Origin of the sequence: Salipiger abyssi (genome assembly GCF_017311415.1) — a bacterium.
Classification (GTDB): domain Bacteria; phylum Pseudomonadota; class Alphaproteobacteria; order Rhodobacterales; family Rhodobacteraceae; genus Salipiger; species Salipiger abyssi_A.
In genome coordinates this window covers 20,458-40,730 of sequence record NZ_JAEKIS010000023.1, presented here as the reverse complement: position 1 = coordinate 40,730, position 20,273 = coordinate 20,458, and the positions used below count along the sequence as shown (strand labels likewise).

Sequence of the window (20,273 nt, the reverse complement as noted above, 5' to 3'; positions counted from 1 at the left end):
GCGCTCAGGCGCCCACCGGTTCGGGCGCCGCCGAGGCGAGTTCGAGCCCGTCGGCGTAGAGGATATGCGGCGCATCGAAGCGCAGTTCGACAAGATCGACCTCGCGCGTTCCGATCTCCCGGATGAATTCGCCATCGGCGAGGCGCTCCGCCGGCACCAGCGCACGGTTGGCGCCGAAAAGCGCCTCTGCCCGCCAGTCGCGTACCAGGATTTCCTGTCGCGCGGGCAGGACCGCATCGCTTCCGGGGCGGGAATTGCCAAGCGTTCCGGCGCGAATCGCGACAAGCTTGGTTCGGATCCGGGAGCGACGCAGCGCGTGCAGGATCGCGGTGCCGCTGTCGCGTGTGATCACCCGGTCGCCGGGACAGAGGAATTCCGCCGGAATCGCGCCATCGAGCGTCAGCACCACGGTGCCGGCGACAAGCGCGTTGAGGGGATGCGACGACTCGATGTGCCGCGCGGTGGCGCCGCCCGGTGTTTCGCCGCGCCGGACCGTTTTCGGTTCCATGGGCGCAATCCTGCTGTGTTCTGCCTCTTTATTGTCGGGCAGAGTACGGCAAGATTCCGTAAATGTCGCGCCTTTTCTGGGCGCCATTTTCCCCTCGCCTTGACTGCGGCGCTTTGCTAGGACTTCGCGGCAATAAGCGGGTGTGGCGAAATTGGTAGACGCACCAGATTTAGGTTCTGGCGCCGCAAGGCGTGGGGGTTCAAGTCCCTCCACCCGCACCATTTTCATCTGAACGGTCGTTCCCGGCGCCTATGTAGTGGCGCGACAGAGCTTTTGAGCCAACACATAGTGTCGGCTACATGCCTCGCCGGGTTTTTTCGCAAAACGATTGCCGCGAAGTGATACGCCGTGCCGGACTTTTGCCGAACAGGCCGCGCGGTGATCGCACCTTCGCCTGTGGCCTGTTCCAGAGGCGCATTTCGGCGTTCTTTCCTGCGACAATTTGACCGGAATCCTGTCATGAAAAGTGAACATTAAGGTCCGGGTAACCATAATTTCGCCCAGATCATCAACAAAAAGGAAGGGGTCGCGGGCAGGGTCCGTGGTTGGTCTGATCGTGTCGGGGAAAGGGCGCGGCCGGGGCAGTGAGACAGGAAGTGTCGTTCAGTTTTCAATAGGGTCGGAGGGCTTACAATGCCGATGCGATTGGTCAGAATGTCCGCAGCTGCCGTTCTCGTGGGGGCGGTTGCGACCGCCGTGGCGCCGCACGCAACAAACTATATCTCGACATCCGCTGTGGTAAACGCCCCGCTGGTGCCGATCTCGTCCCCGTTCGAGGGGATCGTCGAAACGCCGAGCCCCGGCCCGGCGCGGTTTATCCGCGCGGGTGAACTCGCCTTCGAGCTGCGCAAGATGAGCAAGGAAAGCGCCGGACTGCGCTCGCTCAAGAGCGAGCTGTCCTCCCTGTCGGGAGAAATCGAAGGTCTCGAAATGCAGCGCGAGCGGCTGGAGCAGCTGAAGCAGGAGCTGCACGAGCGCCGCGACCAGCAGATCGGCGCGCGCAGCGCCTGGTACGAGACGCGTCTACTCGAAGCGCGCGCCGAGCTCGACCGCGCGAAGGGCGCCCTGCATCGCGTCACCGCGTCGAGCGATCGCGCCGAACAGCTCGCCGCCCGCGACCGGCTCTCCGAAAGCGATCTGATCGAGGCGCAGGGCGCCCTTGCCGAGGCAAAGGCCGTGGTGGCGGGCCGCGAGGCGACGCTCAAGCGGCTTGAGGTCGAGCGCGACTTTCTTGCCGAGGGCGATGTGATCGACACCTCGACCAACGATATCGACGCCATCGAATACCGGCTCGACGAGATCGCGGTGCGCGACGCCGAGCTCGCCACTCAGCTCATGGGCCGCAGCACCCGCCGCGAAGCGCTGCTGCACGAGATTTCCGGCATGCAGATCGAGCAATCGAAGAACGAAGAGTTCCGGCCCACATCTGCCACCGACGGCATCGTCTGGGAGGCATCGCCGCGCGCCGGGACCAATGTGACGACCGGCGAGCAGGTGCTGAAGATCCTCGACTGTACCCGCCGGTTCCTGGAGTTCGAACTGCCAGAGCGGCATTTCGAAAAGATCACGCCGGGCGCCGAGGTCAGCGTGCGGCTGAAGGGCGCCGAGAAATCCTTCAGAGGGCGCGTCTTTGCGGCCTATGGCGGCGGCTCGCGCCCGAACCGCAATATGCAGGCGGCCCAGCCGCGGATCACCACGCCGAACGGCCTGCGGGTCATCGTCAACATTCCGAAGCCGGATCTGGAGGACGAAACCGTGGCCCGGGCGTTCTGCGATGTGGGGCGCTCTGCGGAAGTGCGGATGAACATCCCCTCGGGCTCCATTGCCTCGGAATGGATGGATCGTGCCCGCGAAGTGGCTCGCGCCGTCTTCGGCCGCGACGGTCACGAGACGGATGCCGCCGTGGACGAGGATCTCGCCGCCAACGACGACGTGGTGACTCCGCGCTCCCGGACGAACTGAGATGCCGGAATATCTCGTTCCGCTGGCTGTGGTGATGCTTGCGCTGCTGCTCGTACCGCGCAAGGCGCTGAACGGGCCGAGCATGCGCCCCTCTCACGCCGTCGCGCTGCTGGTCGCGCTTGGAGCGATCACGTTGCGCTATCTCTACTGGCGGGTGACCGAAACGCTGCCCGGCCCCGAGAGCAGCACCGGCGAGACGGTGTTTGCCTGGGCGCTCTTCGTGATCGAGATGATGGTGCTCTTCGACACCACGATCCTGTTTTCGACGCTGGTCCGGCGGCGCGACAACTCGCCCGCGGCCGATGCCGGCGAAGCGCGGCTGCGCGCCAGCGATCCCGCCGAGCTTCCCACGGTCGATGTCTTCATTGCGACCTATAACGAGGGGCTCGACGTTCTGGAGAAGACCATCATCGGTGCGCTCGCCATCGATTGGCCCGCAGACAAGCTGCGGGTCTGCGTGCTGGACGACGGCAAGCGCGATTGGCTGCGCGAGTTCTGCGAGCGCAAGGGTGCCGACTATTTCACCCGCGCCGACAACGCCCATGCCAAGGCCGGCAATATCAACGCCGCCATCGCCCGCACCGACGGTGATTTCTTCATGGTGCTCGATGCGGATTTCATCCCGCAGCGGCATTTCCTCTATCGCGCGATGGGGCTGTTCGAAGACCCGAAGGTCGGCATCGTGCAGGCGCCGCATTGTTTCTACAACTCCGATCCGATGCAGTCGAATCTCGACATGCGCCACCGCATGCCCGACGATCAGCGGCTGTTCTTCGGCTCGATCATGCCCGGGCGCGATGGTTGGGATACCGCCTTCTGCTGCGGCTCGAACTCGATCACGAGGCGCACCGCCATCGAGGCGGTCGGCGGCGGCCTGCCCACCGGGTCGATCACCGAGGATATGCTGCTGACCATGGTGATGCTGCGCAAAGGCTATGTCACCCGCTATCTCAACGAGCGGCTGGCCATCGGGCTGGCGCCGGAGTCGCTCAGTGCCATGTATGTCCAGCGCGCGCGCTGGGCCCGGGGTGCGATCCAGATCCTGTTTCTGCGCGAGGGCCCGTTCGGCCCGGGGCTGACGCTCCACCAGCGGCTGATGTTCCTGCCGCTGCACTGGATGATTCAGCCTCTGATGGTGATCGCCACACTGACAGTGCCGGCGATCTGCCTCTGGACGGGCTGGGCGCCGCTGCCGGCCACCCGTATTGTCGAGCTGGTGGAGTTTCAGATCCCTGTCCTTCTTGCGACGCTGGGCACACTGCGCCTCATCGCGCCGAACGCGTTCTTCCCGCTCGCGTCCACCGTGCATGCCGCGATCCAGGCGCCGCGCATCCTGCCCACCGTGGTCACCACCCTGATCCGTCCGCACGGCCATGCTTTCAAGGTCACTCCCAAGGGGCGCGATGCCGGCGGGCGTGCGGTCGATCACGTCATGATCATGCTGCCGGCGGTGCTGATCTTTTTCACCGCGCTGGGCTTTGCCACCAATGCAAGCTTCAATTCGCGCATCGTCACATCCTTCGAGCAGCTGCCCATTCTCGCATTCTGGGCCTGCGCGAGCGTTCTGGTGTTGCTCTGCGTGCAGGTGGTCGCCGTCTCGCCGGATTCCCCGAACCGCGACGAGCGTTTCAGGCTGCTGCAAAAATGCCGGATCGGCGCGCGGCCGGGCAAGCTGGTGCCCGCGCGCCTCGACTGGCTGTCGCTGTCGGAAGCGCGCATCAAGGCGCTCGACATGGACGAGATCGGCTTCAACAAGCGCTGGCTGCGGCTGGAGATCCCCGGGGTCGGGCCGGTGGCGGCGCGCATCACCAACCAGCGCGGCGATCGGCTATGGGTGTCCTTCGATCTCGGTGAAGGCGCGCGCCGCGATGCGCTGATCGCCCTGCTCTTTACCAGCGGGTACGAGAACAGTCCGCCCGCGAAAAGCGCGTTCAAGGTCAGCCTCTCGATGCTGGGGCGGATCCTGACACAGGGCAGCAGCGCGCTGGGCGGGGGCGATAGCGGAAAGGCCGACTCGCCGCCGCCGGCCTGGCTGCAAGCGCAAGCGGCAGGCGAGTAACTCCCGGATTCGGCGGCCCCGGCGGGCAGTTGCCGGGCGAGGGCGAAGGCGGTTGGACTTCGCCGCCGATCCGGCCCATGCTGCCGGCGCCCGCCATGCCGAAGACGTATCGCCCCGATCCATGTTCCTCGAAATCCTCGCGCTTCTCGCCCTGATCTCCCTCAACGGTCTGCTCGCCATGTCCGAGCTGGCGGTTGTCTCGTCGAATCCGGGGCGGCTGCGGGCGCAGGCGGAGCAGGGTCTGCCCGGGGCCGCTGCCGCGCTGCGACTGACCGAGGCGCCGGGCACGTTCCTCTCGACGGTGCAGATCGGCATCACGCTGGTGGGTGTGGTGGCCGGTGCGGTTTCTGGCGCGACGCTTGGCGGGCGCCTGGCAGAGCGGCTGCCGGCGCTGGGTGTTCCGCCCGAAATGGCGCAGGAGCTGGGCGTCGGGCTGGTGGTGGTGGCGATCACCTACCTGTCGCTGGTCGTCGGCGAACTGGTGCCGAAGCAGATTGCGCTGGCCGCGCCCGAGGGTGTGGCCCGGCGGGTGGCGCCGGCGATGCTGGTGCTGTCGCGGGTCGCGGCTCCGCTGGTCTGGCTGCTCGACCGCTCGGGCCGGGTGCTGCTGAAACTGCTGGGCCAGTCCGGCGAGCGCGACACCGGCGTCAGCGACGAGGACATTCACCTGCTGATCACCGAGGCCGCCGATGCCGGCGTGATCGAGCGGCAGGAGACTGAGCTGATCGGCGGCGTCATGCGTCTCGCCGATCGCCGTGCGCGCGGGCTGATGACGCCGCGCCACGAGGTGGCCATCGCCGAGGCCGGCGAGTCGGTGGCGGTGCTGCGCGAGCGGTTCCGCGATTCGGGCCATTCCCGGCTGCCCTTCCGCGACGGCGGCGCCGATGACATCGTCGGCGTGCTTCACAGCCGCGACCTGCTCACCGTGCCCGATGACGGGGTGGATGCGCGCACGCTGCTGCGACCGGCCATCGTGATCCAGGATGCGCTGCCGGCGCTGGAGGCGGTCGAGCAGCTCCGCGCCTCGCCCGGCCACATGCTGCTGGTCTATGACGAATACGGCCATTTCGACGGCATCATCACCCCGATGGACATTCTCGGCGCAATCGCCGGCGGGTTTGACGAGTCCGATCCGGACGAGCCCGAGCTGGTGACGCGGGAGGACGGGTCTTTCCTTGTCGCCGGCGGCATGCCGGTGGACGAGTTCACCGCCCGCACCGGCATGCCCGCCGAGCCGGCGCCCGAGTATCAGACCGTCGCCGGGCTGGTGCTCGACCGGGTGCCCGGCCTGCCGGCGACGGGCCAGACCGTGCGCATCGGCGACTGGCTGTTCGAGGTCGTCGATATGGACGGCAACCGGATCGACCGGCTGCTGGTGCGGGCCGAGCCGCTGCCTCCGGCGGATCCGGGCGTGACCGGGGGCAGTTCGCTTAATAGTTGATCTGCATCATATTCGCGGCATGTCCCCGGGCTATGCTGCGCTGCAAAAAGCCCTCCGGAAGCATTGCACGCGACAGGCCTGCTGATACCCCTTCCGGTAGCAAACCTCCGAAAGACTCACGGGTCCGGCGCCGCCTTGCACGGGTGGCCCGCCCGAACCGCAAGAGCCGTTCCAGCAGCGGCGTTACAGGGTGAGACGATGACAGGCGATGCGAAGGATCTTCACGCGGCAACCGTGTCCGAGGCGCTGGCGGCGCTCGGGGCCGATGCCGGCGGGCTGACGCCGGAGGAGGCGGAGGCGCGGCGCGAGACGCATGGCGCCAACCGCCTGCCCGAGCCGCCGCAGCCCGGTCTGCTTTGGCGCTTTCTACAGCAGTTCAACAATGTGCTGATTTATGTGCTGATCGGCGCGGCGGTGGTGACCGGTCTGCTCCAGCACTGGGTGGATACCAGCGTGATCGTCGCCGTGGTGGTGGTCAACGCCGTGATCGGCTTCATCCAGGAGGGCCGCGCCGAGCAGGCCATGGGCGCGATCCGGGGCATGCTGGCGCCGCACAGCGCGGCGCTGCGCGGCGGTCAGCGGGTCAGCCTCGACGCCGCCGATCTGGTGCCCGGCGATATCGTGCTGCTGGAGGCGGGCGACCGCGTGCCCGCCGATCTGCGACTGTTGCAGGCGCGCGGGCTCAAGGCCGAGGAGGCGGTGCTCACGGGCGAATCCGTGCCGGTGGACAAGGGCACCGAGCCTGTCGCCGCCGATGCCGCGCTGGGTGATCGCGCCTCGATGCTCTACAGCGGCACGCTGATCGCGGCGGGCACCGGGCGCGGCGTGGTGACCGCCACCGGCGCACAGACCGAGATCGGCCATATCAGCGGCATGCTGGCGGGGGTCGAGACCCTGACCACGCCGCTGGTGCATCAGATGGATATCTTTGCGCGCTGGCTGACGGTGTTCATCCTGATCGTCGCCGCCAGCGTGCTCGCCTATGGCTATTATGTCTGGCATCTGGAGTTCGGCGGACTGTTCATGGCGGTGGTCGGCCTCTCGGTGGCGGCGATCCCCGAGGGCCTGCCCGCCGTGCTGACCATCACGCTCGCGGTCGGCGTGCGTGCAATGGCCAACCGCAACGCCATCGTCCGCCGCCTGCCGGCCATCGAGACGCTGGGCGCGGTCTCGGTGATCTGCTCGGACAAGACCGGCACGCTAACGCGCAACGAAATGGCGGTGTCCTCGCTGGCGGCGGCTGAACACGTCTATGCGGTCGACAGCGACGGCTACGCGCCGCAGGGCGCAGTGCGCTGGCGCGACGCCGATGCGGACCCCGCCGAGCATGCGGTGCTCACCGAATTCGCGCTGACGGCCGGGCTCTGCAACGACGCGGTGCTGCATGAGGGCGAAGCGGGCTGGCGGGTCGAGGGCGACCCTATGGAGGGCGCGCTGGTGGCGCTGGCGGGCAAGATCTCCGGTCAGGGGGCGGACCCCTTCTCCGACTGGGAGCGGCTCGACGCGATCCCCTTCGACGCGGCGCATCGCTATATGGCGGTGCTGCACCGCGACCCCGATGGCCGCCGCCGCATCCACGCCAAGGGTGCGCCCGAGGCGGTGCTGCGGCTCTGCGCCGATCAGCGCATGCCCGGCGGCGGCACCGCGCCGCTCGATCCCGGGTACTGGCACGAGACGGTGGAGAGGCTGGCGTCCGAGGGTCAGCGGGTGATTGCCGTCGCGGTGGGCGAGATCGGCGAGGGCGAGGCCGGATTCGGGATGGAGGCGCTCAAGGGCAAGCTGACGCTGATCGGGCTGGTCGGTCTGGTCGATCCGCCGCGCGACGAGGCGGTCGCGGCGGTGGCCGAGTGTCAGGCGGCGGGGATCGCGGTCAAGATGATCACCGGCGACCACGCTGCCACCGCCCGCGCCATCGGCGCCCAGATCGGTCTGACGAACCATGACCGCGTGCTGACCGGCGCCCAGATCGAACTGCTGGACGACACCGAACTGGCCGACGCGGCGCTTGCCACCGACATCTTTGCCCGCACCTCGCCGGCGCACAAGCTGCGGCTGGTGGCGGCGCTGCAATCGCGCGGTCTTACCGTGGCGATGACCGGCGACGGGGTGAACGACGCACCGGCGCTGAAACGCGCCGATGCCGGTATCGCCATGGGCCGTAAGGGCAGCGAGGCCGCCAAGGAGGCCGCCGAGCTGGTGCTGGCAGACGACAATTTCGCCACCATCGCGGCGGCGGTGCGCGAGGGGCGCACGGTCTATGACAACATCAAGAAGGTGATCAGCTGGAACCTGCCCACCAGCGCCGGCGAGGCGATGACCATCATCGTGGCGCTGTTCCTGGGCATGACCCTGCCGATCACCGCGGTGCAGATCCTCTGGGTGAATCTCATCACCGCCGTCACGCTCGGCCTCGCGCTGGCTTTCGAGCCTTCGGAGAGCGGCACCATGCGCCGGCCGCCCCGGTCGCGCGGCGAGTCGCTGCTCACCGGCGGGCTGGTCTGGCATGTGGTGCTGGTCTCGCTGCTCTTTGTCGTCGCGGTGTTCGGGATCTATGCCTATGCCATCGACGAGGGGCATGCGCCGGAACTGGCGCAGACCATGGCGATGAACATGCTGGTGGCGCTGGAGATCTTCCACCTGTTCTTCATCCGCAACATCTATGGCACCTCGCTGACCCTTGCGGCGGTGCGCGGCACGCCGGTGGTCTGGCTCTGCGTGATCACGGTTACCGCCGCGCAGTTCGCGGTCACCTATCTGCCGCCGCTTCAGGCGGTGTTCGGCACGCAGCCGGTGCCGTTCCACGACGGGGTGCTGATCGTCGGGGTGGGCGTGGTGTTCTTTGCGCTGGTCGAGACCGAAAAGCAGATGCGCCTGGCCTTCCGCCGCAACGCTGCTGCGGAGCGCTGAGCGTCAGATCCGGCGCAGCGGCGCTGCGGCGACGATGGGGCCGGTAGCCACGCCCGTGGGCGAGCCGCCGGTCGGCTCGTCGGTGATGGCGAGCGTGGCATTGGCGACGAGATCGCGCAGGTCTTCGGGGATCGGCATCGCGGCCTGGCCCTCATGCGGCATCACACCGAGCGAGATCACCGCATCGCCCTGTATCAGCCACAGCTCGAAATCGCGCCCGTCGCCCGGGCCGTCGCCGCCCATGGAAACGCGCATCTCGCCGCGCCCCTCGTCATAGAGCGCTGCCAGCCGCACCTCGCCATCCTCAGACACCATGTCGGAGATCCAGAGCGGCCCCTGTTGGGTCGGCAGCGGCTCGCCCAGCCACAGCACCGCCGCCAGCAGCGCGGCTGCGAGGCCGGAGGCGCCGGCGAACCAGCCCCAGAGCCCGGCACGGGCGCGCGGCGCGCCGAAAAGCCCGCGCTCGACGCCTTTCCAGACATGGGCGGGCGGTGCGATGGGGCGAACCTCGTCGGCCAGCGGGTCGAGCCGCGCCTCCCAGCGCGCGACCTCGACCGCAAAGGCGCTGTCCTGCGCGATGCGGCGCGCGATGGCGCGGCGCTCGTCGAGCTCCAGCGTGCCGAGCACGTATTCGCCGGCCAGCGCGATGTCGTCTTCGCCGAGAGGGGAGGCTGCGTCGGTCATGGCGTGAGACACTCCCGCAACTGGATCAGGCTGCGGCGCAGCCAGCTGCGCATCGTGTTGAGCGGCACGCTGAAACGGTCCGACAGCTCGCGATAGCTCTCACCCTCGACATAAGCGCGGCGCACCGCCTCGGCGCGGTCGGGCAGCAGGGCGGCGAGGCAATCGTCGATGCGGCGGCCCTCGGACCGGGTGATCGCCGCGGCCTCCGGGCCGGGAGAGGGATCGGGCACCGTCTCGGCGGCCTCAATCCCCACCGCGCTCTTGCGGGCGCGCAGCCGGTCGATGGCGTGATTGCGTGCGACCGTGTTCAGCCAGGCGGCTGGGCTGCCGATATCGGGCAGGTAACGGTCGGCATTGTTCCAGATCTTCATGAACACGTCCTGAAGGGCATCCTCCGCCTCACGGCGGTCCTTGAGGAGACGAAGACAGATCGCAAAAAGTTTCGGAGAGGCGACAGAATATAGCGTCTCAAAGGCGGCACGGTCGCGCAGCGCCACGCGTGCCAGCAGGGCCGCAAGCTCTTCGGTCTGATCCGTCATCCGCCTCTGCCGTTCTTTTTGCGCGGTTTTCGCGCCCGGGCTGCAACCTTTTCGTAAGCCGCTCCGTCCCTATCCCCGAGACAATGGCAAAGCGAGGCAAAGGTGACAACCAGGGGATTGAACGTCGCGATCATCGGGAGCGGTATCTCGGGGCTGGGGGCTGCCTGGCTGCTCGCACCGCATCACAATGTGGTTCTCTTCGAGGCGGAGGAGCGCCCGGGCGGGCATGCGCGCACGGCGCGGGCCGAGGGGGTCGATGTCGATACCGGTTTCATCGTCTGCAACCGGCGCACCTATCCGCTGTTCATCCCGCTTATGGAGCATCTTGGCGTCGATCTGGCCCCCAGCGACATGAGCTTTGCCGCGAGCTTTGGCGGTGGGGCCTATGAATACGGCACCACCGCCGCGCTCGACATGTTCGCGCAGAAACGCCGCTTTGCCGATCCGTCGCACTGGCGGATGATCGGCGATATCCTGCGGTTCTTCCGCGTGGCTCCGGCGCATGCGGCGACGCGCGGCAGCATCGGCGACCTGATCGACCGGCTGGGGCTGGGCACGGAATTCCGCGACCGCTTCCTGATGCCGATTTCCGGCGCGATCTGGTCCACCCCCACCCGCGACATGCTGGATTTCCCCGCCGCGAGCTTTATCCGCTTCTTCGATCACCACGGGCTGCTGACGGTGAACGCCCAGCCGAAATGGCTGACCGTGGCGGGCGGCTCGGCCCGCTATGTGCAGGCGCTGCTCGACGATACGCCGGCAGAGCTGCGGCTGGGCTGCCCGGTGCAGGCGGTGGCACGCGGGCCGGATGGTGTGCAGGTGATGAGTGCGCGCGGCGCCGAGCGTTTTGACCGGGTGATCTTTGCCACCCACGCGCCGCAGGCGCTGCCGCTGCTCTCGCGTCCCGATCCCGACGAGCGCGCTGTGCTGGGCGCCATGCGCACCGAGCCGAACCGCATGGTGCTGCATTCCGATCCGCGCTTCATGCCGCGTCGGCGGGCGCTGTGGTCGTCGTGGAACTATGTCACCGCGCAGTCGCACGCGCTCAGCGACCGGCCGATCAGCCTGTCCTACTGGATGAACCGCTTGCAGAACCTGCAAACCGAGCGTCCGCTCATCGTCACGCTCAACCCCGAGACCGAGCCGCAGCATATCCATGACGAGGCGATACTGCATCACCCGCAATATGACAGCGCCGCGCTGGCCGCGCAGGCGCGACTGCCGGAGATTCAGGGGCGCGGCGGCATCCATTATGCCGGCGCCTGGACACGGCACGGCTTTCACGAGGACGGGCTCTTGTCGGCGCTGCGCGTGGCGCAGGCGCTGGGGCATGACTGGCCGCTCGGGGCCGATCCCCGGGCCGAGGAGGCGCCGGTCAAACCCGCGCCCGAGGTTGCCGCGCCCGAGGTGGCGGCATGAGCGATCTCTGGCAGGGGGCGCTGGTGGATTGCGCGATCTGGCATGCCCGCTCGGGCGATGCCGAGCGCAGCTTTCGCTACCGCACCCAGTTTCTGGCGCTGCCCGTCGCGGCGCTGGAGGCCGGCACCCTGCCGATCCGGCCCGACCGCGCCGGGCTCTGGTCGCTGCGCACCCGCGATTACGGCCCGCGCGACGGCACCGGGATGAGCGCCTTCATCGACAGCCACCTGCGCCCCGTGGGGCTCGGGCATTGCGAGGTGACGGTCATCACCATGCCGCGCAGCACGGGCTACGGGTTCAACCCGGTGAGCTTCTGGCTGGCGCGCGATGCCGGGGGGCTACGGGCGGTGCTGGCCGAGGTCTCGAACACCTTTGGCGAGCGGCACCACTATCTTTGCCGCCACGACGACAACCGGCCCATCCAGCGCTCCGATCGGATTTCCGGCGAGAAGATCTTTCACGTCTCGCCCTTCCTGCCGCGCGAGGGGCGCTATGTGTTCCGCTTCGATCCCGGGCCGGGCCGGTTCGGCGCCTGGGTCGACTGGATCGGCAGCGACGGCGCGCTACGGTTTCGCACCTCCATGGCCGGCCCCGCCCGCGAACTCACCCGCGCCTCGCTGCGCCGCGCAAAGTGGCGGCACCCGTTTCAGGCACAGAAAACCATGGCGCTTATCCATTGGCAGGCGGCATTGCTTGCTCTGCGCGGGGTGCGATTTATCTCAAAACCTGATCAACTTGCCCGGACGCATTCCGAGGCAACGGACAGGGTGGAAAGAGATGCTTGAACGCCAGATCGAAACGAGACTTCTGAAATGCCTGGACGGGATCGAGATTGGCAGCCTCGCGCTGACCACGCCCGACGGCAAGACCCGCCATTTCGAGGGGCGCCAGCCCGGCCCGGCGGCAGACTTCACCATTCACGACTGGCGCACCGTTCCGGCGGCGGCGGCGCGGGGCGATATCGGCCTGACCGAGGCCTATCGCGACGGCTGGTGCGACAGCCACGATCTCGATGCCTTCATCGTTTTCGCCCTGCGCAACGAGCAGGCACTGGAGCCCTTCCTCTACGGCCACCCGGTGCAGTCGCTGGTGGTGCGGGCGCTCTATCTCTTCAACCGGAATACAAAGCGCGGATCGCGCCGCAATATCTCGGCGCATTACGATCTGGGCAACGCCTTCTACAGGCTCTGGCTGGACGAGACGATGACCTATTCCTCGGCGCTGTTCGCACCCGAGGATGACGCCGCGCCGGACCCGCTGGTCGCTGGGCAGCAGCGCAAATACGACCGCATTCTCGACGGGCTGGGCGATGGTTCGGGTCGTCTTCTGGAGATCGGCTGCGGCTGGGGCGGCTTTGCCGAGCGGGCGCTCACGAAGGGCGATTTCCAGGCCAAGGGGCTGACGCTTTCGACCGAACAGGCGGCGTTTGCGCGCGACCGGCTCGGCCCCGGCGCCGAGATCGCCTTGCAGGATTATCGCGACGAGCGCGGGCGCTTCGATCACATCGTCTCCATCGAGATGTTCGAGGCGGTGGGCGAGCGGTTCTGGCCGGTCTATTTCGGCAAGCTGCGCGATGTGATGTCTGAAAAGGGCCGCGCGATGATCCAGACCATCACCATGAGCGACCGCTATTTCGACCGTTACCGCGTCGGCGGCGACATGATCCGCAGTTTCGTGTTCCCGGGCGGCATGCTGCCCTCGCCGCAGCGCTTTCAGGAAGAGGCCCGCCGCGCCGGGCTGCGGATCGAGGATGCGCATGGCTTCGGGCAGGACTATGCGCGCACGCTGCGCGACTGGCTGGCGCGGTTCGACAGCCGCGTGGACGAGGTGCGCCAACTGGGTTTTGACGAGCCGTTCATTCGCGTCTGGCGCTTTTACCTCGCCGCCTGTGCCGCCGCCTTCGAGGTCGGGCGCACCGATGTCGTTCAGTATCGGCTTGCCCATGCCTGAGACGTCGCCGCGCATCTGGATCATGGGCGCCTCGGACGGGATCGGCGCGGCGCTGGCACGCGAATACGCGGCGCGCGGTGCGCGGCTGGTGCTGTCGGCGCGATCCGGGGACGCGCTGCACAAGCTGGCGGGCGAGATCGGCGGCGCCGAGGTGGTGACGGCGGATGTGGCCGACCGTGACAGCCTCTCTGCCGCCGCTGCGCGTATTGCCGAGGGCGGCAGGCTCGACCGGGCGATCACGCTGGCGGCGCTCTACGATCCCGGCAAGGTGCTGGAGATCGACCCCGACCGCGCGGCGCAGATCGTCACGGTGAACCTCGCGGGCAGTTTCCACTTTGCCCGCGCGGCCGTGCCGCTTCTGCGCGATGGCGGCGATCTGGTGCTGACCGGCTCGGTGGCGGGCTATGTCGGGCTGCCGCAGGGCCAGATCTATTCCGCCAGCAAGGCCGGGGTGATCAACCTCGCCGAGACGCTGCGGGCCGAGCTGGCGCCGCGCATCGCGGTGCGGCTCATCAGCCCCGGGTTCGTCGACACGCGGCTGACCCAGCGCAACACCTTCACCATGCCGGGGCTCATGCAGCCGGAGCAGGCGGCAAGGCGCATTGCCAGGGGGCTCGACGGCAAGGCGTTCGAAGTGCATTTCCCGCGCCGCCTGACCTGGCCGCTGAAACTGCTGCGCGCCTTGCCCTATGGGCTCGCGCTGCCGCTTACAAAAAGGCTGGTGCAATGAGCCGCGCGCTGGCCCCGCTTGTGCTGCTGCTGACGCTGGGCTTTGCCGCCTCGCCGCTGCTGAGCGACGGCTTTGCGGGCTTCACGCCGACGCAGTTCCCCGTGGTGCAGTCGCGCTGGCCGGTGCAGCCGGTGGGCTGGGCGTTCTCGATCTGGGGGGTGATCTATCTGGGGCTGCTGGCAAGCGCGGTCTACGGCCTCTTGCGGGCGCGCAGGGAGATCGCCTGGCAGGAGATGCGCCTGCCGCTGGCGCTCAGCCTGGCGGTGGGGATGTTCTGGATCCCGGTGGCCAATCTCCAGCCGGTCGCGGCCACGGTGATGATCATCTTCATGGCGGCGGGCGCCATCGCCGCAACCTTGCGCGCCCCGCGGGGGCCGTTCGCGCTGGGCGCGGTGGGGCTCTATGCCGGTTGGCTCACCGCCGCGACGGGCGTTGCCATGGCGGTGGTGCTGAGCGGGTTCGGTGTGTTGTCGGCGCAGGTCTCGGCGCTGCTGTTGCTGGTTGCGGTGATCGCGCTGGCGCTGGCGGTGCTGTGGTGCCGTCCCGACGCGCTGGGCTACGCCTTTGGCGTCGGCTGGGCGCTGATGGGGGTGATCGTCGCCAATCTCGACACGCAGAATACCCCGGTGATCGCGCTTGCGGGCACCGGGATTGCGGGATTGCTAGCGCTGGTCGTGCTGCGCCGGGGGGCATGAGCATGCTCGCCCCGCTCCTAGCTCGACGGCAGAAGCCGCGCAATCATCACGCCGGCCCAGGCCGAGCCGCCGGTCAGCGCGCCGCCCCAGAGCGTGTCGATGACCACCTGCTGAAAGGACCAGCCGCGCAGCGTGGCGTAATTGGTGAACTCGTAGGTGCCATAGCACATCAGCCCCAGCAGCGCCCCGGCGAGCAGCGCCTGGACCGGGCGGCCCGCGTTCAGCGCCGGCACCGAGACGAACCACAAAACGCCCGCGATATAGAACAGATAGAACACCGCCGCCGGGCCAAGGCGCGGCGGATCGGCCAGCATGTCGCCCACATGGCGCTCGAAGACCGGTTTGATCAGCCGCCTGATGCCTTCCATGTCGACGGCGAGAAACACCACCAGCGTGGCGATGTAGAGCACGATAAGTTGCATCCGTATTCTCCCTGGTTTGAGGGAGAGACGGGGCCCGGGCGCAACAAGTTGCAGCGGGGGCGAAAATGAGCGGAAATTTATGCTTCGTCCTCGGCGACCAGCTGACGCGGGGACTGTCTTCGCTGGAGGAGCTCGACCCGGAAAACGACGTGGTTCTGATGGTCGAGGTGAGAGAGGAGGCGCGCTATGTGCGCCACCACAAGCAGAAGATCGCGCTTATCCTCTCGGCCATGCGCCATTTTACCGAGGCGCTGCGCGGCGAGGGCATCAGCGTCGACTACGTGACGCTGGACGATCCCGACAACAGCCAGAGCTTTTCCGATGAGCTGGCCCGCGCGGTGAAACGCCACGATCCCGACAGGGTGGTGGTGACCGAGCCCGGCGAATGGCGGGTCTGGGAGATGATGCTGGGCTGGGAGGAGGCGCTGGGCCTGCCGGTTGAGATCCGCGAGGACACGCGGTTCTATTGCAGCCGCGACGACTTCGCCGCGTTCGCGAAGGGCCGCAAGAGCCTGCGGATGGAGACGTTTTACCGCGAGATGCGGCGGCGCACCGGCATCCTGATGGCTGAGGGCGAGCCCGAGGGCGGGCAATGGAACTTCGACAAGGAGAACCGCAAATCGCTGCCGCGCGATCTGCGCCCGCCCAGGCGGGACCGGTTCGCGCCGGACAAGATCACGCGGCAGGTGCTGGATCTGGTCGCCGAGCGCTTTGCCGATCATTTCGGCGATCTCGGCCGCTTCGGCTGGGCGGTGACGCGCGAGGACGCGCTGGCCGCGCTCGATCACTTCATCGCCGACGCGCTGCCCTGTTTCGGCGATTATCAGGATGCGATGAAGACGGGCGAGGATTTCCTGTTTCACGGGCTGATCTCGCCCTATCTCAACCTCGGCCTGCTGGAGGCGGCGGAGGTCTGCGAGCGCGCCGAGGATGCCTGGCGCAAGGGCGATGTGCCGCTGAATGCCGCCGAGGGGTTCATCCGGCAGATCCTCGGCTGGCGCGAATTCGTGCGCGGCGTCTACTGGACCGAGATGCCGGACTATGCCGAGACCAACCACCTGAACGCGACCCGCGATCTGCCCTGGGTCTATTGGAGCGGCGAGACGGCGATGCGCTGCATGGCCGAGGTCATCGGCACCACGTGGCGCAATGCCTATGCCCACCATATCCAGCGGCTGATGGTGACGGGGAATTTCGCGCTGCTTGCGGGCGTGGCGCCGGCGCAGATCGAGGAATGGTATCTGGCGGTCTATGCCGATGCGTTCGACTGGGTCGAGCTGCCCAACACTCATGGCATGGCGATGCACGCCGATGGCGGGCTGCTGGGCTCCAAGCCCTATGCCGCCTCGGGCTCTTACATCAACCGGATGTCGGATTACTGCCGGGGCTGCGACTACGATCACAAGAAACGCACCGGCGAGGGCGCCTGCCCGTTCAACTATCTCTACTGGAATTTCCTGATGGAGAACGAAGAACGCTTTGCCGACAATCCGCGCATGGCGCTGGTCTACAAGACCCTGTCGCGCTTCGAGCCCGAGGAGCGCGACGCCATGGCCCGCGCCGCGCGCGCCTTTCTCGATGCGCCCGAAGATGCCCCGGCGCAGAAGCGGCTCGATGCCGGCTGGTAGCGCTCAGAGATCCAGCAGACCCGCCGTGGCATAGGCCGGCGCCAGCAGGGCGCGGCGGAAGCGGCCCAGCGGAAAGCGGCGCGGCGGGTGGCGCATCGCCTCGGGGATCGGTGCGCGCGGCGTCTTGCCCTGCACCAGATCGGCCAGCAGCATGCCCGTATGGGTGCCCATCGCCACGCCGTTGCCGTGATAGCCCATCCCGGCGAAGAGGCCCGGATGATCCGGCACCGCACCGGCAAAGGGTGTGAGGCTCGCCATGATGCAGACCAGCCCGGCCCATTCATGGCTTACGGTCATATCGCCCCAGGCCGGGAACATGGCGGCGAAATCGGCGCGGATCTTGCGCGAGATCGCCGCCTGCGCGCGCGGCGTCGCGGTAAGCCCGCCGCGCATACCGAAGAGAAAGCGGTTGTCCGGCATCAGGCGGAAGTAATGCAGCAGGAACCGGTTGTCATAGGCCATCTGGTGCGAGCTCCAGCCCTGCGCCGCTTGCAGCTCGGGGGAAATCGGCTCGGTGACGATGACGCTCGACTGCACCGGCAGGTAGCGGGCGCGCAGCCAGTCGGGCAGATCCTCTGACGAATAGCCATTGGTGGCGAGGATCACCCGATCGGCGGTGATCCTGCCCTGCGGCGTGTCGAGCTGCCAGCGGGTTTGCCGGGACAGCGCCGTGACCGGGCTGTGCGCATGCAGGGTGGCGCCGGCGGATTGCGCGGCGCGGGCGAGCCCGGCGAGATATTTGCGCGGGTTCAGCGCAAAGCCCAGCGGGATGGTGAGCGCGCCGAAGAACGGCCCGCCGAGCCCCTCCGCCGCCATCTCTTCCATCTCGATCAGGCGCGGGCGGGTACCGTAGGCCTCTGCCATACCGCCGAGCCCGGCCCCGAGCTTGCTGAAAGCGCGGGGGGAATGGGCGATGATGGTCTCGCCCTCGGAATGGATGTCGGCCTCGATCCCGTGCGCCTCGATCAGCCGCGTCGCCGTGGCGACGGCGTCTTTCTCGGTCTGCCGCCAGGCAGCGAGCCCACGTGGGCCATAGTGCCGGCGCAGCTGTGCGTCGCTGGCCTTGGAGCCGCCGAGACAGCAGAACCCGCCATTGCGCCCCGAGGCGCCATAGCCCGCGTGACCCGCTTCCAGCAGGGTGACCTCCACCCCGTCCTGCGCCAGATGCAGCGCGGCGGAGAGGCCGGTAAAGCCGCCGCCGATCACGGCGACCTCGGTATGGCGCGGGCCGGGCAGGGCGGGCCAGTCGTCGCCGCTGACGGTATCGGCCCAGAAACAGGCCCCCTGCGGCCCGTAGGCCGCGGCTTCGTAGATGCGTTTCATATCAGTCTTCGGCGCGGATCGCGGCCTGTTCGTCGCGCGCCTGCGCCTGCGAGGCACGCTTGGTGATGATCGAGGTGGTGATGACGCCGATGGTGACGATGGCGATCAGGATGGTCGAGAGCGCGTTGATCTGCGGGCTGACACCCAGCCGCACCGCCGAGAAGATCTTGATCGGCAGGGTGGTGGCCGAGGGGCCGGTGGTGAAGCTGGCGATGACCAGATCGTCGAGCGACAGGGTGAAGGCCAGCAGCCAGCCGGAGATCACGGCGGGGGCGATGATCGGCAGGGTGACCAGCCGGAACGCCTCGAAGGCGGAGCAGCCGAGATCCAGCGCCGCCTCCTCCAGCGAGCGGTCGAAACTGCTGAGCCGCGAGGAGACCACCACCGAGACGTAGCACATGGAAAAGGTGGTATGGGCCAACACGATGGTGAAGACGCCCCGGTCGAGCCCGATGCCGATGAAGAGCAGCAGCAGCGACAGGCCGGTGATCACCTCGGGCATGACCAGCGGCGCATAGATCATGCCGGAAAACAGGGTTCGGCCCAGGAAGCGGCCCGCGCGCACCAGCACATAGGCGGCCATGGTGCCGAGGATCGTCGCCAGGGTCGAGGAGAACACCGCGACCTTGACCGTGACCCATGCGGCATCGAGAAATTCCTGATCGCGGAACAGCTCGCCATACCATTTGGTCGAGAACCCCGCCCAGACGGTCACCAGCCGGCTTTCGTTGAAGCTGTAGATGACCAGCAGGATCATCGGCAGGTAGAGGAAGGCAAAGCCCAGCGTGAGGGAGGTGGCGTTGAACCAGGAGAAGCGTCTCATTGTGTGACCTCCCCGCCCCGGACCTGCTCTGGGCGCCTGACCACGACCCGATCTGGGAGCCTGCCCCGGACCTGATCCGGGGCCTCATGGCTTGCCACGCATGTCGGGCGTGAGGTCCCGGCGCGGGGGCCGGGACGGGGGGCGCTGGCGTGAACGGTCATCCTTCCGCCTCCCGTGCCTTTTGCTCGTTGCGCTGAAAGAGCACGATGGGCACGATCAGGATCAGCAGCAGGATCACCGCCACCGCCGAGGCCACCGGCCAGTCGCGGTTGTTGAAGAACTCTTCCCAGAGCACCTTGCCGATCATCAGCGTGCCGGAGCCGCCGAGCAGCGAGGGGATGACGAATTCGCCGAGCGCCGGGATGAAAACCAGAAAACTGCCGGCGACGATGCCGTTTTTCGACAGCGGCCAGGTGACCAGCCAGAAGGCCGCGAGTTTGGAACAGCCGAGATCCTCGGCGGCCTCGATCAGGCTCTCGTCCATCTTTTCCAGCGCCGAATAGATCGGCAGCACCATGAAGGGCAGGTAGGTGTAGACGATGCCGATATAGACCGCCGTGGGCGTGTTCATGATCATCAGCGGTTCCGAGATGATCCCGATCTTGAGCAGCACCGTGTTCAGCACGCCCTCGGTGGAGAGGATGCCCATCCAGGAATAGACGCGGATCAGGAAGGAGGTCCAGAACGGCAGGATCACCAGCATCAGCAGGGTCGGGCGCCATTCGGGCGCGGCGCGGGCCATGCCGTAGGCGATGGGATAGCCCACCGCGAGGGTCAGCAGGGTCGAAATGGCGGCGATCTTGAGCGAGCTGAGATAGGCCTTCCAGTAGAGATCGTCGGTGGTCAGGAAGGTGAAATTCTCGAAATCCAGCTCGGCGAAGAACGCCTTGAGCCCCTCCCAGCCGGTGGAAAGGTCGAGCTGCGGCATATAGGGCGGCCGCGCCAGCGCCACGTCCGAGAGCGAGATCTTGAGCACGATCACGAAGGGGATGAGGAACAGCAGCAGCAGCCAGAGATAGGGCACGGCGATGAGTGCGAAGCGGCGCATCTACTTCCCTCCCTGCCGTCGAGCTGGGATCACCCGCCCCGGACCTGTTCCGGGGCCTCTGCGGCTGTCGCCTGGTTCAGCGGTGAGGTCCCGGCGCGGGGGCCGGGACGGGCGGGCGGTGCGGAGGGGGCGTGG

17 protein-coding genes and 1 tRNA gene are annotated in these 20,273 nt (G+C 67.6%); 11 read left to right on the top strand and 7 right to left on the bottom strand.

Annotation, left to right across the window (positions count from 1 at the left end; translation table 11 throughout):
• Positions 1–4: 4 nt before the first annotated feature.
• The gene (locus tag I6N89_RS21815) at positions 5–508 is read right to left on the bottom strand and encodes a Hint domain-containing protein (RefSeq protein ID WP_207020532.1); all 504 of its coding nucleotides are present in this window, start codon (positions 506–508) and stop codon (positions 5–7) included.
• 136 nt (positions 509–644) lie between these two features.
• On the opposite strand from I6N89_RS21815, the gene I6N89_RS21810 reads away from it, so the two are divergent.
• The 5 genes from I6N89_RS21810 (at position 645) to I6N89_RS21790 (ending at position 8,877) form a co-directional block, all read left to right on the top strand.
• A tRNA-Leu gene (locus tag I6N89_RS21810) sits at positions 645–729 on the top strand.
• Between the two features lie 433 nt (positions 730–1,162).
• Positions 1,163–2,470, top strand: coding sequence for an HlyD family efflux transporter periplasmic adaptor subunit (locus tag I6N89_RS21805; RefSeq protein ID WP_207020531.1), 1,308 nt, complete (start codon positions 1,163–1,165; stop codon positions 2,468–2,470).
• A 1-nt stretch (position 2,471) separates the two neighbouring features.
• Entirely contained in the window at positions 2,472–4,529 is a 2,058-nt protein-coding gene (locus I6N89_RS21800) for a glycosyltransferase (RefSeq protein ID WP_207020530.1), read from the top strand.
• Positions 4,530–4,650: 121 nt separating this feature from the next.
• Positions 4,651–5,970: a hemolysin family protein gene (locus I6N89_RS21795; RefSeq protein ID WP_207020550.1), complete on the top strand. Its 1,320-nt coding sequence runs from the start codon at positions 4,651–4,653 to the stop codon at positions 5,968–5,970.
• A 198-nt stretch (positions 5,971–6,168) separates the two neighbouring features.
• The gene (locus I6N89_RS21790; protein ID WP_207020529.1) at positions 6,169–8,877 is read left to right on the top strand and encodes an HAD-IC family P-type ATPase; all 2,709 of its coding nucleotides are present in this window, start codon (positions 6,169–6,171) and stop codon (positions 8,875–8,877) included.
• A gap of 3 nt (positions 8,878–8,880) precedes the next feature.
• Here the strand turns inward: I6N89_RS21790 and I6N89_RS21785 are convergent, their stop codons facing one another.
• Together I6N89_RS21785 and I6N89_RS21780 are read right to left on the bottom strand one after the other, a co-directional pair.
• Positions 8,881–9,561: an anti-sigma factor gene (locus tag I6N89_RS21785; RefSeq protein ID WP_207020528.1), complete on the bottom strand. Its 681-nt coding sequence runs from the start codon at positions 9,559–9,561 to the stop codon at positions 8,881–8,883.
• Positions 9,558–10,100 carry a sigma-70 family RNA polymerase sigma factor gene (locus I6N89_RS21780; protein WP_207020527.1) on the bottom strand — a complete coding sequence of 181 codons (543 nt, stop codon included), beginning with the start codon at positions 10,098–10,100 and terminating at the stop codon, positions 9,558–9,560. The genes I6N89_RS21785 and I6N89_RS21780 overlap by 4 nt, the downstream gene beginning before the upstream one ends.
• Before the next feature lie 102 nt (positions 10,101–10,202).
• Between I6N89_RS21780 and I6N89_RS21775 the strand changes: the two genes are divergently transcribed.
• The 5 genes from I6N89_RS21775 to I6N89_RS21755 are packed head-to-tail and all read left to right on the top strand — an operon-like array spanning position 10,203 to position 14,894.
• Complete coding sequence (locus I6N89_RS21775) at positions 10,203–11,519, top strand: NAD(P)/FAD-dependent oxidoreductase (RefSeq protein WP_328805914.1); 1,317 nt, start codon at positions 10,203–10,205, stop codon at positions 11,517–11,519.
• Positions 11,516–12,304, top strand: a complete 789-nt coding sequence (locus tag I6N89_RS21770) for a DUF1365 domain-containing protein (protein WP_207020526.1) — start codon at positions 11,516–11,518, stop codon at positions 12,302–12,304. The genes I6N89_RS21775 and I6N89_RS21770 overlap by 4 nt, the downstream gene beginning before the upstream one ends.
• The gene (locus I6N89_RS21765; protein WP_207020525.1) at positions 12,297–13,469 is read left to right on the top strand and encodes an SAM-dependent methyltransferase; all 1,173 of its coding nucleotides are present in this window, start codon (positions 12,297–12,299) and stop codon (positions 13,467–13,469) included. The genes I6N89_RS21770 and I6N89_RS21765 overlap by 8 nt, the downstream gene beginning before the upstream one ends.
• On the top strand, positions 13,462–14,199 hold the full coding sequence (locus I6N89_RS21760) for an SDR family NAD(P)-dependent oxidoreductase (protein ID WP_207020524.1): 738 nt from the start codon (positions 13,462–13,464) through the stop codon (positions 14,197–14,199). Before I6N89_RS21765 ends, I6N89_RS21760 begins: the two co-directional genes overlap by 8 nt.
• Positions 14,196–14,894 carry a tryptophan-rich sensory protein gene (locus I6N89_RS21755; protein ID WP_207020523.1) on the top strand — a complete coding sequence of 233 codons (699 nt, stop codon included), beginning with the start codon at positions 14,196–14,198 and terminating at the stop codon, positions 14,892–14,894. The genes I6N89_RS21760 and I6N89_RS21755 overlap by 4 nt, the downstream gene beginning before the upstream one ends.
• Positions 14,895–14,911: 17 nt before the next feature.
• Here I6N89_RS21755 and I6N89_RS21750 read toward each other — a convergent pair whose 3' ends face one another.
• Complete coding sequence (locus I6N89_RS21750; RefSeq protein WP_207020522.1) at positions 14,912–15,316, bottom strand: DUF2177 family protein; 405 nt, start codon at positions 15,314–15,316, stop codon at positions 14,912–14,914.
• 65 nt (positions 15,317–15,381) lie between these two features.
• Here I6N89_RS21750 and I6N89_RS21745 point away from each other — a divergent pair, with 65 nt between their 5' ends.
• Positions 15,382–16,944: a cryptochrome/photolyase family protein gene (locus tag I6N89_RS21745; RefSeq protein WP_207020521.1), complete on the top strand. Its 1,563-nt coding sequence runs from the start codon at positions 15,382–15,384 to the stop codon at positions 16,942–16,944.
• Between the two features lie 3 nt (positions 16,945–16,947).
• Here the strand turns inward: I6N89_RS21745 and I6N89_RS21740 are convergent, their stop codons facing one another.
• From I6N89_RS21740 to I6N89_RS21730, 3 genes are all read right to left on the bottom strand, one after another.
• Positions 16,948–18,267, bottom strand: a complete 1,320-nt coding sequence (locus I6N89_RS21740) for an NAD(P)/FAD-dependent oxidoreductase (protein ID WP_207020520.1) — start codon at positions 18,265–18,267, stop codon at positions 16,948–16,950.
• A gap of 1 nt (position 18,268) precedes the next feature.
• Complete coding sequence (locus I6N89_RS21735; RefSeq protein ID WP_076698279.1) at positions 18,269–19,090, bottom strand: ABC transporter permease; 822 nt, start codon at positions 19,088–19,090, stop codon at positions 18,269–18,271.
• Between the two features lie 157 nt (positions 19,091–19,247).
• Entirely contained in the window at positions 19,248–20,138 is an 891-nt protein-coding gene (locus I6N89_RS21730) for an ABC transporter permease subunit (RefSeq protein WP_207020519.1), read from the bottom strand.
• Positions 20,139–20,273: the final 135 nt, after the last annotated feature.

What these genes read in the sequence shown, in the direction of transcription:
- I6N89_RS21815 (WP_207020532.1), bottom strand. Translation starts at nt 508, where the DNA reads ATGGAACCGAAAACGGTCCGGCGCGGCGAAACACCGGGCGGCGCCACC.
- I6N89_RS21805 (WP_207020531.1), top strand. Translation starts at nt 1,163, where the DNA reads ATGTCCGCAGCTGCCGTTCTCGTGGGGGCGGTTGCGACCGCCGTGGCG.
- I6N89_RS21800 (WP_207020530.1), top strand. Translation starts at nt 2,472, where the DNA reads ATGCCGGAATATCTCGTTCCGCTGGCTGTGGTGATGCTTGCGCTGCTG.
- I6N89_RS21795 (WP_207020550.1), top strand. Translation starts at nt 4,651, where the DNA reads ATGTTCCTCGAAATCCTCGCGCTTCTCGCCCTGATCTCCCTCAACGGT.
- I6N89_RS21790 (WP_207020529.1), top strand. Translation starts at nt 6,169, where the DNA reads ATGACAGGCGATGCGAAGGATCTTCACGCGGCAACCGTGTCCGAGGCG.
- I6N89_RS21785 (WP_207020528.1), bottom strand. Translation starts at nt 9,561, where the DNA reads ATGACCGACGCAGCCTCCCCTCTCGGCGAAGACGACATCGCGCTGGCC.
- I6N89_RS21780 (WP_207020527.1), bottom strand. Translation starts at nt 10,100, where the DNA reads ATGACGGATCAGACCGAAGAGCTTGCGGCCCTGCTGGCACGCGTGGCG.
- I6N89_RS21770 (WP_207020526.1), top strand. Translation starts at nt 11,516, where the DNA reads ATGAGCGATCTCTGGCAGGGGGCGCTGGTGGATTGCGCGATCTGGCAT.
- I6N89_RS21765 (WP_207020525.1), top strand. Translation starts at nt 12,297, where the DNA reads ATGCTTGAACGCCAGATCGAAACGAGACTTCTGAAATGCCTGGACGGG.
- I6N89_RS21760 (WP_207020524.1), top strand. Translation starts at nt 13,462, where the DNA reads ATGCCTGAGACGTCGCCGCGCATCTGGATCATGGGCGCCTCGGACGGG.
- I6N89_RS21755 (WP_207020523.1), top strand. Translation starts at nt 14,196, where the DNA reads ATGAGCCGCGCGCTGGCCCCGCTTGTGCTGCTGCTGACGCTGGGCTTT.
- I6N89_RS21750 (WP_207020522.1), bottom strand. Translation starts at nt 15,316, where the DNA reads ATGCAACTTATCGTGCTCTACATCGCCACGCTGGTGGTGTTTCTCGCC.
- I6N89_RS21745 (WP_207020521.1), top strand. Translation starts at nt 15,382, where the DNA reads ATGAGCGGAAATTTATGCTTCGTCCTCGGCGACCAGCTGACGCGGGGA.
- I6N89_RS21740 (WP_207020520.1), bottom strand. Translation starts at nt 18,267, where the DNA reads ATGAAACGCATCTACGAAGCCGCGGCCTACGGGCCGCAGGGGGCCTGT.
- I6N89_RS21735 (WP_076698279.1), bottom strand. Translation starts at nt 19,090, where the DNA reads ATGAGACGCTTCTCCTGGTTCAACGCCACCTCCCTCACGCTGGGCTTT.
- I6N89_RS21730 (WP_207020519.1), bottom strand. Translation starts at nt 20,138, where the DNA reads ATGCGCCGCTTCGCACTCATCGCCGTGCCCTATCTCTGGCTGCTGCTG.